This window comes from Streptomyces sp. NPDC002785, from assembly GCF_040295565.1.
GTDB lineage: Bacteria > Actinomycetota > Actinomycetes > Streptomycetales > Streptomycetaceae > Streptomyces.
This window is the reverse complement of record NZ_JBEOVN010000204.1, coordinates 1-12,581: the sequence shown is the minus strand read 5'-3', so window position 1 is coordinate 12,581 and position 12,581 is coordinate 1. Positions and strand designations below refer to the sequence as shown.

Here is a 12,581-nt window from a genome sequence, read left to right as displayed (position 1 = left end):
CCCGGCCAGGGGAGGCAGCTCACAGGGCACTCCTGATCGGAGCACCACTGTGCACACCCTCAGCCCCGCCTGCTCCAAGGCGGCTCGCCTCCTCCTCGTCGGCGCGCTCACCACGCTGGCGCTGCTCGGTCTCGCAGGCACGGCGGACGCGCACCCCTTCGGTACGCCTCCGGTCGCCAGGATCAAGGCCGACGGAAAGGCGGTCGAGGTCAACTGGTCCGCCGCGAAGGACGACCTGGCCGTACTCCGCAAGACGTCCGACGCGGCAGGCACGTCCGAGGCGCGGTACCTCGGCTCGCACATCCGGCTGAGCCAGGACGGCCGGTCCTGCCCGCTGGACCACGTGGACACCGCGCGCCTCGTCGACGACGGCGCCCGCCTCCGCTACCTCTGCCCGAATCCGGTGGCCACGGTCGCCATGACCATCACCGCACTGAACGACATCGACCCCAAGTACCGCACGATTTCCGTCACGGAATCGGGCGACGGCGGTCTCCACACGGCCGGTGAGCCGACCCGTACGCTCGCACTCAGCCCGGCCGGCAGCGGCAACCCGGACGCGGCGGCCGGGCCGCAGCAGTCGTTCAGCATCTGGACCACGGACCTTTCCGCACTGCTGGAACACCGTGCCGTACTGCCCCTGGCGCTTCTCGTCGCGGCTGCGGTGGGAGCCTTCCACGCCTGCGCCCCGGGACACGGGAAGACGCTCGCCGCCGGCTTCCTCGTGGGTGGCCGGGGGAGGGCGCGGGACGCAGTATCGCTGGGCGTCATCGTCGCCGTGATGCACACCGCGTCCGTCGCCGTGCTCGCCGTCGGGTACTGGCTCGCCGCGGAGAACGCCCCGGACATCGCGGCGCTGACGGGCTGGCTGCAGCTGATCGCCGCCCTGGTCGTGGTGGGCGTCGGGGTGGGCCTGCTCCGGCGCCACCTGGGCAGCCGAGGCCGAACACACGGCCACAGCCACAGCCACGACCACCAGCACGGACACGAACACAGCCGTGGGCACGGCCACAGTCACAGCCACGGCAACGGCCACAGCCACACCCACTCCCTCCCGGGCGAATCCCTGCTCAGCCTGCGCGGCATCGTGCTGCTCGGCACCTCCGGCGGTCTGCTCCCCTCGCCTTCGGCGTTCCTCGTCCTGCTCAGCGGGCTGCTGACCGGCAAGGTCGGGGCCGCGATGCTGATGGTGGCGGCGTTCGGATGCGGAATGGCGCTGACCCTGACCGGCGTCGGCCTGCTCGTGCTCCGTGGACGCGACGCGCTGCTGACCCGCGCCTCCAACTCGCCGAAGCTGCGCGCATGGACCCGGCGGGCACCGATCGTGGCCGCCTCGGCCGTAGCCCTCGGCGGTGGCCTGTCCTGCGTACTTGCCGCAGGGCGCGTCCTGGCCCTCTGAGGGCTGTCCCGTAATCCCTGGCGGGCGCGCGACGACAGCTACGGCACGGCGCCGGACCGGCACCACCTTGAATACGAATGTACGGGGCACAGGGCGACTGCGAGTATGACCGTCATGGTCCACGTCACGACGCCCACACCCCTGCGACACCGGCACTCCACCCGCACCTGGGCGGCGGTGCTCGCCGCCTGTACAGGCCAGTTCCTCGTCGTGCTCGACGTGTCCGTCGTCAACGTCGCGCTGCCGTCCATGCGTTCCGACCTCGCGATGAGCGCCGCCGGACTGCAATGGGTGCTCAACGCCTACTCGATCGCGTTCGCCGGATTCATGCTGCTCGGCGGGCGCGCCGCCGACATATACGGCCGCAAGCGGATGTTCCTCATAGGACTCGGCCTGTTCACCGCGGCCTCCCTGGCCGGCGGGCTCGCCCAGGAGGGCTGGCAGTTGCTGGCCGCCCGCGCTGCGCAGGGGCTCGGCGCGGCCGTGCTCGCCCCCGCCACACTCACCCTGCTCACCGCCGCCGTCCCCGAGGGCCCGGCCAGGACGAAGGCGATCGGCACCTGGATGGCCGTCGGTGCGGGCGGCGGCGCGGCCGGCGGACTGATCGGCGGGGTGCTCACCGATCTGCTCTCCTGGCGCTGGGTGCTGCTGATCAATGTGCCGGTCGGTGTGCTCGTCCTGGTCGGCGCCGCGCTCTGGCTCGCCGAGGGCCGGGCGGGCGACCGGCGGCGGATCGACTTCCTGGGCGCCGTACTCGTCACGGCGGGCCTCGCCTCCGTCGCGTACGGCATCGTGCAGACCGAGGAGTCGGGCTGGACGGCCGCGGCGACCCTGGCACCGCTACTCGGCGGAGTGGCACTCCTCATCGTGTTCGTAGCGGTAGAGGCCCGGACCGCGGAACCGCTGATGCCGCTCAGGGTGCTCGGGGCGCGGGCGGTGACGTCGGCGAACGCGGCCATGCTCGTGATCGGTTCCGCGACGTTCTCGATGTGGTTCTTCATGACCGTGTACGCGCAGACGGTTCTGGGCTACACCCCGATGCAGGCCGGACTCGCCCTGCTGCCGACGTCGTTGGCCGTCGTCCTCGGCTCGAAGTGCGCGCCCCGGATCATGGCGAGGGTCGGCGCGAAGAATCTGGCGCTCATCGGTACGACTGTTGCCGCCGCGGGCTTCGGCTGGCAGTCCACGATGGGCGCCGACGGCTCGTACCTCACCTCGGTCTGCCTGCCCGGCGTCCTGATGATGGCCGGTGCGGGCCTGGCGTCCACCCCGCTCGCCTCCCTCGCCATCTCGGGCGCGGCCCCCGGCGAATCCGGCCTGGTATCCGGCCTCGTCAACACCTCCCGCACGATGGGCGGTGCGCTCGGTCTCGCCGTGCTCTCCACCGTCGCCGCCGCACGCACCGCGGGCGGCACCGGGCCCCAGGAGCTCACCGCCGGATACGCGCTGGCGTTCCGCACGGCCGGCACGGTACTGCTGGGCGGCCTGCTGCTGATGGCGCTATGGCTGCCGCGCCACCGGCCCGCCCGGCCCTGAGCCGGACCCGGTGGTCCCTCCGCAGTGGGCCGTGAACGGGGCATCCGTGCACGTGTACGGCAGCCGCGAGCCCCGTCAGGGTGAAGGGCGGCAACTCGGAAAGCATTATCATCCAGCTCGGCCGGGGCTCCCCGGCAGATGCCTTGCTCAAGGCCTCCTGGGCGTGTCCGAGAGACCGCGAGGCGGCCTGTCGGCCGCCCAGGTTCGAGTGGCCGATGGCGGTCCGGGCGTGGGCCAGGGAAGCGAACAGTGGGCTTCTCCTGGCGATGGTCGTGGCCTGTGCGGCATGACCGCTGTCCACAGCCCAAGTGTGCTCACCGCGCTGGTTGGCCAGCATGGCGTACAAGTTCCATGCCCGCAGTTCCGCGACGGCATCCTGCGCCATCCCCGCAAGGTAAAAGGCCGACATGGTGGAGCCAGAGGCCGGCAGGTTGGACCCGACCGCCGTGATGCACCAGACCGGTACGGTGGGGAAATGACTTCATCTGACAGTAGATCAGCCGAACGTGAGGCGGCGAAGGCAATCACCTATCGCGCGGCGGAGAGCGAGAGGGACAAGTCCGCCGTCATCAAGGGCGAGTTCAGATCGGATACCGTCTTCGAAGTGGTCGGCTCCGAGGGCGGTTTCACCATTCGGCCCACCCGGCTGGACCCGCCGGTTCACAAGATCTTCCCCGACGATGAGCCCGAGGCGGATGAGACGCCGGAGGGCAAGCGCCGGTTTGTCGCGCTGGATAGCGAAATCGTGTGCGGCTATGTCGACACGGAGTATGAGCCCTGGAACCGGCGGCTGATCATTGCCGATATCGAGGTGGTCGGGCCGTACCGAGGCTGGGGAATCGGGCGCACGCTGATGAGCCACGCCATCGACTGGGCCCGGGAATGTGGTGCCGGGCACGTGTGGCTGGAAGTGACGAACATCAATGCTCCGGCCATCCGCGCCTACCAGCGGATGGGGTTCACCTTCTGCGGCCTGGACACTTCCCTTTACAGCGGTACCGAGTCCGAGGCGGAGACGGCACTGTACATGAGCCGCTTCCTCGGCTGATCCGCTGGTCGATGGCCGGTCCAGGGCTTGGACATGAAGACGCGGATGCCCTCTGAGCTGGGAGAATGGGACTTCCTACGGTTCCACATCCACAGAGCAAGAGAACACCCGCGAGATGCAATATTCCCATGCCGCTTCAGCGGTGTCCGCCACGTTCGATGACACGAACCTGATCGCGCATGCCGGGCTCCGCGACCGTGATTCGGGCCGTTGGTGACGATGGCCCGGGATCTGTCGTAGCAACGCTTCGAGCTTCCCTCACCAGTAGGTGAGGTCCACCACGCAGGAGCAGTGCGGGTCACTGCTGTCCACGGCAATCCGTTCCTCCTCCGTGATCAAGGACGGCAGCGCCGCGAGCAGTGCGGTGACGGCGCCCGACGGTCGTACGTCTGCGGCGATCACACCGGGGACGTCCTCGGTGTCGAGGTACAGACGCAGCCGGTCCTGGCCCAGGAAGAGGAATCCGCGCAGGCGCGGGTCCGGCTGCTCTTCGGTGTAGGGGGAGACGATGGTCCGCAGGATCGTCAGGGCATTGTCGTCCGGTGTGGGCTCAGCCGGCTCCACGGCAGCCAGGTCCGCGCGGACGAGGGTCATGCCCATCAGGGTGCTGACGCGGTCGCTGGAGTAGAGGTGCGTGCCGGTGAGCAGGGTGCGCAGGATGCCGATCACGTCGTATGCGGTGACGAGGTCGTCGCCCTGACGCACGGGGATCTCGTAGGCGAGCAACTGGTCCGGAGCGTGGTCCTCCTTGGCGCCGATGGCAACGCGGATCGCCTCATCAGGTGGTGGGACGGGGAGGACGCCACGAAGGTAATCGGTGCCGGTGAGGGGGGCGTGGATGTGATGAAGCAGCAGCCGGGTGATGTCTGCCTGCTGCTCTGCGATCTCTTCGTACATGTAGCTCACTTGTTCAGCCAGTTCGGGCACTTGTTCATGCCCTTGCAGTACGCGGTGATGACGCCCATCTTCTGCCCCGCCCCGGCGTTGTACTTGCCGTCGGACGTCTTGCGTGTGTACTGGACGACTACGACGATCTTCAACACACTGCGGCCATGGAGGGCGTTTCCCCAGTATTCGAGGCGACCCCCCGCCTTCTTGTCGACCTTGCCCGCGATGGCGGCGTCGACGACCTTGCACTTCCTGATGTTGTGCTTGCCGGAGAAGTGGCTCCAGCCGAGCACATGGTTGCCGATGCGCGTGGGGATGACCCTGCCGTCCGGGTCGGTCTGCTTGCACTTGATGTTCTTGTTCCAGTGGGGCGTCGCCTGTGCAGGCGCGGCGGGCACGCTGAGGATGACGGCTGTCGCAGCAATGGGTGCCGCTAACCGATTGAGTGCGATCACGCGCATACGGTGACATGCCGCGAGGTGGCGAGGCCCGCCTTCCCGGGGAGAGGCACCCGAACGGACCGCGCCGGACGGTGTCCCGGGGCCCGGGGTCGTTCACCGGCTTCGCGTGCGGGGCGAGGTCGTGGCGTCCGCGGGATCCGTCTCGCCCGGCCCGTCTGCCGGCAGTTCGGCGGTCAGCGCGGACCGGGCCCGGTCCAGTTCGGTCGCGAGGCTCCCGTCCCGGTAGCCGGTGACGGTCTCCCGGATCTCGGTGAGGGCCTGGCGGCCGACGGACTCGATGTCGGCGACCTGGGTGAGCGCCGCGGCCATGTCGCGCGGCGCGAGCCGGCGCGCGGCCACCTGCGCCGGTGCTTGCACGTGCCGGTACATGTGCCCGTGCGGTTCTTGGCCACGTCCACTCCTGTCACACGGTCCTTGCGGACCGACGGTACGAGATCACGGCATACGCACCGAACAGCAGGAGCCATGCGCAGAGGACCGCGATCGTTCCGGTGCCGGGCGCGTGCCCGTCGGTGGTGGCCCAGCCCAGGTCCGCGAACCGGTTGGCGGGGGTGAGTCCGCCGATGGAACGAAGCCATTCGGGAAGCAGGTCCAGCGGGAACCACAGCCCGCCGACGATCGCGAAGCCCATCAGGCAGGCCACGTTGACGACCCCGGTGCCCTGCGGGGTGAGCCGGTAGCCGTTGCCGAGGCCGAGCAGCGTGAACGGCAGCGCGCCGATCCACAGCAGCAGCGCCAGCACGATCCACTGCCAGGCGTCCAGCCGCACCCCGTTGAGCAGTCCGCCGGCCAGCAACACCGTCAGGATCGTCGGCAGGACGGTCACCGAACCACTGATGGCCCGCCCCACGACCGCCTGCGAAGGGGCGAGCGGGGTGACTTGCAGCTGTTGGAGCCAGCCGAGCGTCTTGTCGGAGGCGACCCCCGTACCGATCGACATGGCGGAGCCCAGTGCTCCGTACGCGGCCATGCCGACCATCGAGGTGGTCTTCCAGCCATCGACGCCCTCGCCCCCGCCGATGTTGGTGAAGAGCAGGTACATCATCACCGGCATCCCGGTCCCGAAGATCAGGAAGAAGCCGTCACGCAGGGTCCTGCGCACTTCGAGCACGATGTAGCGGTACATCACACGTTCTCCCCTTCGGAATTGGATACGGGTACTGCTGCGGCCGGCGAGGTCAGGGAGAGGAACGCGTCCTCCAGCGTGGCCCGGGAGACCTGGAGGTCACGGATCGCGCCCAGGCGGGCCAGCTCCATGACGGTGGCGTCCGAATCGTCCGTACGCAGCAGCGCCCGGTCCCCGGACACCTCGACGGTGACGACGCCCGGCAGCAGCTCCAGGCCCTCGGTCGGTCCGCCCGCCAGGTCGAAGGAGACGAGACTGCTGCCGGCCGCGCCCCTGATCGTGTCGCCGCTGCCGTCCGCGACGATCCGGCCCCGGTCGATGACGACGATCCGGTCGGCGTTCTCGTCGGCCTCCTCCAGATAGTGGGTGGAGAAGAGGACGGTGTTGCCGCGCCGGGCGTAGGCCCGCATCGAGTCCCAGAACGTCCGGCGCGCCTCCACGTCCAGGGCGGCGGTCGGCTCGTCCAGGACGATCAGCTCGGGGTTGCCGGCCAGCGCGACGGCGAAGCGGACGCGCTGGGTCTGGCCGCCGGAGAGCTTGTCGATGCGTCGGTTCGCGTACGCGGTGACGCCCGCCAGCGAGAGCGCCTCGGCCACCGGCATCGGCTGATGGTAGGTCGAGGCGACGAAGGTGATCAGTTCGCGGACGGTCACCCGCTGGATGGGCCGCCCGTCCTGGAGCATGGCGCCGACCAGACCGGCCCGTACCGCCTGCTCGGGGGTCCGGCCCAGCACCCGCACACTGCCGGAATCCGGCTCGTTCAGACCCAGCAGAAGACCGATGGTGGTTGACTTGCCCGCCCCGTTGCGGCCGAGCAGGGCGACGGTCTCGCCGCGGCCGATGGACAGATCGATCCCGTCCACGGCCCGTACGCTCCGCTCCGCCCGGCCGAAGGTCTTGACCGCCGCGGTGAGGACCACCGCGGCCGAGCTCCCCGTTGTCTGCTTCATGACCACGACGCTACGGAAGATGCCCGAGGCCCGGCAGAGGTGTGTGTACGGACTTCGCGATGACATATGTCATGGTGCCGGACCCCCGGAGGAATCATGTCTGACGCAGCGTCAGCGGCGGTCTTCACAACTACTGAGCGCTGCGTTATACATGGGGGCATCGGCTAGAACGCGTTCTAGAACGGGCGGGTTGGCCGGTCCTGCACGACCTCGGTGCGGCCGACGGTGCGGACGGCCGCGCCGAGGTCTTCCCACCATCAAGGAGCGGCTTTCCCATGCCCATTGATGCCGAAAAGGCTGTCGCCGCCGAACCCCGGTCCACCCGGATCAGCTGGGGCCACAAGGACGTCCAGCTCTACCATCTGGGCATCGGTGCGGGCGCCGATCCCGACCGGGCCGACCCCGCCACCGACCCCGGCGAGCTGCGCTACACCCTGGAGTCTTGGCTCCAGGTGCTGCCCTCCTTCGCCACCGTCGCGGGAGCCGGCATGGGCGTCGTCGGCGGACTCTCCTCGCCCGGCATCGACATCGACCTCGCCGCCGTCCTGCACGGCGGGCAGAGCGTACGGGTGCACCGGCCGATCCCCGTGGAGGGCAGCGCCGTACAGACCTCGAAGGTCGCCGCCGTGTACGACAAGGGCAAGGCGGCCGTGCTGGTGCTGCGCACCGAGGCCGCCGACGACGAGGGCCCGCTGTGGACCAACGACGCCCAGATCTTCGTCCGGGGCGAGGGCGGTTTCGGCGGGGAACGCGGCCCCTCCGAGCGGATCGCCTACCCCGCCAACGCCCCCGACCATGTGGTGGAGCGGCCGATCCGCCCGGACCAGGCACTGCTGTACCGCCTCTCCGGGGACTGGAACCCGCTCCACGCCGACCCCGAGTTCGCCCGGCTCGCCGGCTTCGACCGGCCGATCCTGCACGGACTGTGCACCTACGGCATGACGCTCAAGGCCGTCACCGACACGGTGCTCGGCGGCGATGTGACCCGTATCCGCTCCTACCGCACCCGTTTCGTCGGCGTCGTCTTCCCCGGCGAGACCCTCCGTATCCGGATGTGGACCGGCGAGGACCGCGTCCGCGTCGAGGTGCGAGCCGTCGAGCGGGACGACGCCCCGGTCCTCGGCGACACCTTCGTCGAACACTCCTGAACCGATGTGGACCAACTCCGAGAGGTCCACGGGCCCATGAGGGGAGCCGCACCATGCGCGCAGCCGTACTGCACGAGATAGGTCAGGACAAACTGGAAGTCCTCGACGATGTCGAGGCGGTGGGCTTCGGCCCCGGCAAGGTCAGGCTCCGCATCCGGGCCACCGGCCTGTGTCACTCCGATGTCTCCGCGATGAGCGGCGTGCTGCCGCAGCCCGCCCCCTTCATCCCGGGCCACGAGGGCGCCGGCGAGGTCATCGACGTCGGCGACGGCGTCACCGGGCTGAACGCCGGGGACCGGGTGCTGGTCTGCTGGCTGCCCGCATGCGGGGCGTGTCCGTCCTGCAAACGCGGCCAGACTCAGCTCTGCCTGGCCGGCTTCATGAACGCGGGAACGCCCAACTTCAGGCGTCCCGGGGGAGATGTCTTCGGCTTCGCCGGCACCGGCACCTTCACCGAGGAGGCCGTCGTCGGCGCGGGCTGCGCGGTGCCGATCCCCGACGACGTACCGTTCGAGATCGCGGCGCTGATCGGCTGCGGGGTGACCACCGGGCTGGGCGCGGCCATCAACACCGCACAGGTGGAGGCCGGTTCGTCGGTCGCCGTGATCGGCTGCGGCGGAGTCGGCATCTCCACGATCCAGGGCGCCAGGGTGCAGGGCGCCGCCCAGATCGTGGCCGTGGACCCGGTCGCCTCCCGGCGCGAGGCGGCACTGCGCTTCGGCGCGACCGAGGCCGTCGCGCCCGACGAACTCACCGATGCCAAGCAGCGGATCACCGCGGGTGAGGGTTTCGACTACGTCTTCGAGGTCGTCGGCAAGTCGGCCACCGCCCGCACGGCATACGAGAACACCCGGCGTGGCGGCACCCTCTGCATCGTCGGCGCAGGTGCGATGGACGACAACTTCCAGGTCAACATGTTCGAGCTGTTCTTCGACGAGAAGCGGATCCTGCCCTCCATGTACGGCGGAGGCGATGTGCTCCGGTCGTACGAACGGGCCATCGCGCTCTGGCGGGCCGGCCGGATCGACCTCGAATCGATGATCACCCACCGGGTGCGGCTCGACGGCATCAATGACGCCCTCGACCAGATGAGGACCGGCGAGTCGCTGCGCACCTGCATCGAACTTTGACTTCCACCCCTGCTCCCGCCCTGCTCCCACCTGAGAGGACTCCGAGATTCCGATGTCACTTCCCCTGGACGGCATGTCCGCGATCGTCACGGGCGCGGGCCGCGGCCTCGGACGCGCCGAAGCGCTGGAACTGGCGCGGCTCGGCGCCTTCGTCGTCGTCAACGACTACGGGCAGCCGGGCCGTGACGGCTCCGGCGAGGCCTCCGCGGCCCCCGCCGAGGAGGTCGCCGAGGAGATCCGGGCCGCGGGCGGCCGGGCGGTCGCCCACCTCGGTGACGTCTCCGACCACGAGCAGGCCCGCGCCCTGGTGGAGCTGGCCGTCGACACGTACGGAAAGCTCGACATCCTGGTCAACAACGCGGGCATCCTGCGCGACCGGATGGTCTTCTCGATGACCGAGGACGAGTGGGACTCCGTCATCAGGGTTCACCTCAAGGGCCACTTCAACACCACGCACTTCGCCGCATCCCACTGGCGCGCCCGCTCCAAGGAGTCCGGCGGCCCGGTATACGGCCGGATCGTCAACACCTCGTCGGAGGCGTTCCTGGCCGGTTCGGCGGGCCAGCCGAACTACGCGGCGGCCAAGGGTGGCATCGTCGGCCTCACCACCTCCACGGCCCTGGCCCTGGCCAAGTACGGCGTCACCGCCAACGCCATCTGCCCGCGGGCCCGCACCCGGATGACCGAGGACGTCTTCGCGGGCTTCCAGGAACCGACGGACGGCCGGCTCGACGCACTCGCCCCCGAGCATGTCTCGCCGCTGGTCGGCTATCTGGCCTCCCCGGCGGCCGCCAAGGTCAACGGACAACTGCTCGTCGTGCACGGCGGGATGGTCGCGATCGTCGAACGCCCCAGGGTGGCGGCGAAGTTCGACTCGTCGAAGGAGACGTTCTCCTTCGACGAGCTGGACGAGCTGATCTCCCCGTACTACGAGGATCGGCCGACGGGCGAGACCTTCGCCGCGGCGGAGGTGCTCGGTCTGAAGCGCGGCTGACCGCGACGAGGGACGGGTGGGCCCCTGGAAACCGCCATCGGCTGCCGGGGCCCACCCGTCCCTCGTTGATGTTCCGCGCGGTCAGGCCGCCCTGCTGTCCTCCCCGGAGGGGCGCCGGTGGCGGCCGTGCGGCTGTGCCGCCGTGTCCTGCGTCGACACACCTCCTCGGTGCTTTCCGGCGCCGCCGGCTTCGGCCCGTTCCACGTCCGCACCCGGCGGACGTGTCTGGGTCGTGTCGGTTCGGGCTTCAGACATGTGGGAAGTCACCCCGTTGTGATCGCTTATGTGTGTGTCACCAGGGCCGATCACGCCACTGCGACACGGCACGGTCACCGTTGGCGACCGCGCGATGACGGCTGCGCAGCCCAGGCCAGGAATTTAACCAGGCGCCGCGCGCCGCATGAGAGGCGCCTGCCCCAGTGGAATCGGCTTGCACACAGGAAGAGGCGCAGCGGCAGCGGACGGTTGCATACCGCTTTCCGCGCCCGCTTTTGCCGCCGGTCCCGTGCCGCGTTCCTCGTCCACCGGTGCCTCCAGCAGCGCCACCCCGCACGCCACGTTCTCGTTGGCGTACGGAAGTCTGAGTACGCCGTCCCGGGTCCACACCCCGCGTCCGGCCTGCCACCCCTCGGGGGCGGCGAGTTGATGCAGCCGGCGCCCCGCCGGGCGCCACACCCCGAGCCAGCTGCCGGCCGCCCCGTCGATCCGCAGAGCCACCGCGCAGCTCTCCGGCATCAGCATCTGCCCCGGCTGTACGGCGAACGGCGTCACCGCCACATCGGCCGGGCGCAGGCACTCAGGGAAACGCACCGGCAGGCAGCTGCCCAGCACCCCCCACCCGAGCCGGTCGTGCCCCGGTGCATCCGAGCGGATCAGCAGCAGCCCGCTGTCCGCGTCGGCGAGCAGCAGCCGGTCGTTGCTCTCCGGCGCGATCTGCAGCAGCGGTGTCACCTGACCGCCCCGCTCCAGATCCACGACAACCGCCTTGACCGGCCCGCCGCCCGGCATCTCCCGGTCCAGGGCCAGCATCCGCCCCGCTCGGTCCAGCCAGACACCGCCGGAGCAGCGCCCCGGCACCTGAGCGACCAGCTCGGGACCGAAGGCGCCGCCCGCCACCAGCCAGACGGCGGTGGAGCGCGCACCGACCGACAGGGCGTACGCGCTCGCACCGTCCGGTGACGGCGGCAGCAGGGTCGGATCCGCGCATCCGACGGCACCGAGCGGCAGTTCACCGGTGCCGGGACCGGTCGGATAGAGCAGCGAGAACGCATGCCGGTCCGCGACCCGGCGCCGGATCAGTACCCGTCCGTCGGCCAGCGGCAGCACCTGGGAGTCCGGCTCCTCCGGCTGATCGAGGGGGAGCGGCACGGCGTACGGCTCGTGTCCGTCGAGCGTCCAGCGCTCCACGAACCACGCCTGCGCGGCCTCGCCGGACGCCTCTGCGGCGACGTTGCGGAGGGCGAGCCGGGCCGCGTACGAACCATCCGCGGCGATCGTGAACGTGGGCGGGGCGAGGGCTGCCCCGGCGGGCACGCCAGGTTCATCAGGCGCACCGGCCTGCTCGGGCACGCCGTCAGCTCCGTCCTGGCCGGGCACGCCGAACCCGGCCGGCTCCCCGGGTGCGTCCGGCTCGTCGTCCCCCCAGGACCGCATCCCCGGCGGCCCCGGCCGCCCCCGCGGTCTCGTTCTCCATGGCACAGACAGTCATGGACGGTCACCTCCGGCAACCGAAGCTAGTTTTCGCACTTCCTGCCGAACAACACGAGACCCACCACTTCACACATAAGGGTGGTGATGCCCGGATCCGCCTGAGAGCCTGTCGGGTGGCCGGTTGGTTACGCTGCGATGAGGTCCTCGACGGTGCGGGCTCGTGCGGTCTTGCGGTGGGATTCATGGCTCCA

At 70.1% G+C, this 12,581-nt stretch carries 12 protein-coding genes and 1 pseudogene; 6 read left to right on the top strand and 7 right to left on the bottom strand.

Annotation, left to right across the window (positions count from 1 at the left end):
* The 3 genes from ABTZ94_RS31555 to ABTZ94_RS31545 form a co-directional block, all read left to right on the top strand.
* Nucleotides 1-1,399: nickel/cobalt transporter (locus ABTZ94_RS31555; protein ID WP_351205886.1), on the top strand; the 1,399-nt coding region annotated here is incomplete at its 5' end.
* A gap of 105 nt (nucleotides 1,400-1,504) precedes the next feature.
* Complete coding sequence (locus ABTZ94_RS31550; protein ID WP_502967344.1) at nucleotides 1,505-2,935, top strand: MFS transporter; 1,431 nt, start codon at nucleotides 1,505-1,507, stop codon at nucleotides 2,933-2,935.
* 475 nt (nucleotides 2,936-3,410) lie between these two features.
* Entirely contained in the window at nucleotides 3,411-3,983 is a 573-nt protein-coding gene (locus tag ABTZ94_RS31545) for a GNAT family N-acetyltransferase (protein ID WP_351205884.1), read from the top strand.
* Between the two features lie 258 nt (nucleotides 3,984-4,241).
* Here ABTZ94_RS31545 and ABTZ94_RS31540 read toward each other — a convergent pair whose 3' ends face one another.
* The 5 genes and pseudogenes from ABTZ94_RS31540 to ABTZ94_RS31520 all read right to left on the bottom strand — a co-directional run bounded on the left by ABTZ94_RS31540 (nucleotide 4,242) and on the right by ABTZ94_RS31520 (nucleotide 7,408).
* Nucleotides 4,242-4,910, bottom strand: coding sequence for a hypothetical protein (locus ABTZ94_RS31540; protein ID WP_351205882.1), 669 nt, complete (start codon nucleotides 4,908-4,910; stop codon nucleotides 4,242-4,244).
* Entirely contained in the window at nucleotides 4,886-5,326 is a 441-nt protein-coding gene (locus tag ABTZ94_RS31535; RefSeq protein ID WP_351205880.1) for a hypothetical protein, read from the bottom strand. The genes ABTZ94_RS31540 and ABTZ94_RS31535 overlap by 25 nt, the downstream gene beginning before the upstream one ends.
* A gap of 174 nt (nucleotides 5,327-5,500) precedes the next feature.
* Nucleotides 5,501-5,668 (bottom strand): annotated as a pseudogene (locus ABTZ94_RS31530) (histidine kinase); the annotation flags it as partial.
* A 67-nt stretch (nucleotides 5,669-5,735) separates the two neighbouring features.
* The gene (locus ABTZ94_RS31525) at nucleotides 5,736-6,458 is read right to left on the bottom strand and encodes an ABC transporter permease (RefSeq protein ID WP_351205878.1); all 723 of its coding nucleotides are present in this window, start codon (nucleotides 6,456-6,458) and stop codon (nucleotides 5,736-5,738) included.
* Nucleotides 6,458-7,408 carry an ABC transporter ATP-binding protein gene (locus ABTZ94_RS31520; RefSeq protein WP_351205876.1) on the bottom strand — a complete coding sequence of 317 codons (951 nt, stop codon included), beginning with the start codon at nucleotides 7,406-7,408 and terminating at the stop codon, nucleotides 6,458-6,460. Before ABTZ94_RS31520 ends, ABTZ94_RS31525 begins: the two co-directional genes overlap by 1 nt.
* A gap of 275 nt (nucleotides 7,409-7,683) precedes the next feature.
* Here ABTZ94_RS31520 and chsH3 point away from each other — a divergent pair, with 275 nt between their 5' ends.
* The 3 genes from chsH3 to ABTZ94_RS31505 are packed head-to-tail and all read left to right on the top strand — an operon-like array spanning nucleotide 7,684 to nucleotide 10,680.
* Nucleotides 7,684-8,556 carry an enoyl-CoA hydratase ChsH3 gene (chsH3, locus tag ABTZ94_RS31515; protein WP_351205874.1) on the top strand — a complete coding sequence of 291 codons (873 nt, stop codon included), beginning with the start codon at nucleotides 7,684-7,686 and terminating at the stop codon, nucleotides 8,554-8,556.
* 53 nt (nucleotides 8,557-8,609) lie between these two features.
* Nucleotides 8,610-9,686: a Zn-dependent alcohol dehydrogenase gene (locus ABTZ94_RS31510; RefSeq protein WP_351205872.1), complete on the top strand. Its 1,077-nt coding sequence runs from the start codon at nucleotides 8,610-8,612 to the stop codon at nucleotides 9,684-9,686.
* A 52-nt stretch (nucleotides 9,687-9,738) separates the two neighbouring features.
* Nucleotides 9,739-10,680, top strand: coding sequence for a 3-oxoacyl-ACP reductase (locus ABTZ94_RS31505; RefSeq protein ID WP_351205870.1), 942 nt, complete (start codon nucleotides 9,739-9,741; stop codon nucleotides 10,678-10,680).
* A gap of 81 nt (nucleotides 10,681-10,761) precedes the next feature.
* On the opposite strand, the gene ABTZ94_RS31500 is transcribed toward ABTZ94_RS31505, so the two are convergent.
* Complete coding sequence (locus tag ABTZ94_RS31500; RefSeq protein ID WP_351205868.1) at nucleotides 10,762-10,935, bottom strand: hypothetical protein; 174 nt, start codon at nucleotides 10,933-10,935, stop codon at nucleotides 10,762-10,764.
* Between the two features lie 123 nt (nucleotides 10,936-11,058).
* Nucleotides 11,059-12,333: a hypothetical protein gene (locus ABTZ94_RS31495; RefSeq protein WP_351205867.1), complete on the bottom strand. Its 1,275-nt coding sequence runs from the start codon at nucleotides 12,331-12,333 to the stop codon at nucleotides 11,059-11,061.
* Between the last annotated feature and the right edge of the window lie 248 nt (nucleotides 12,334-12,581).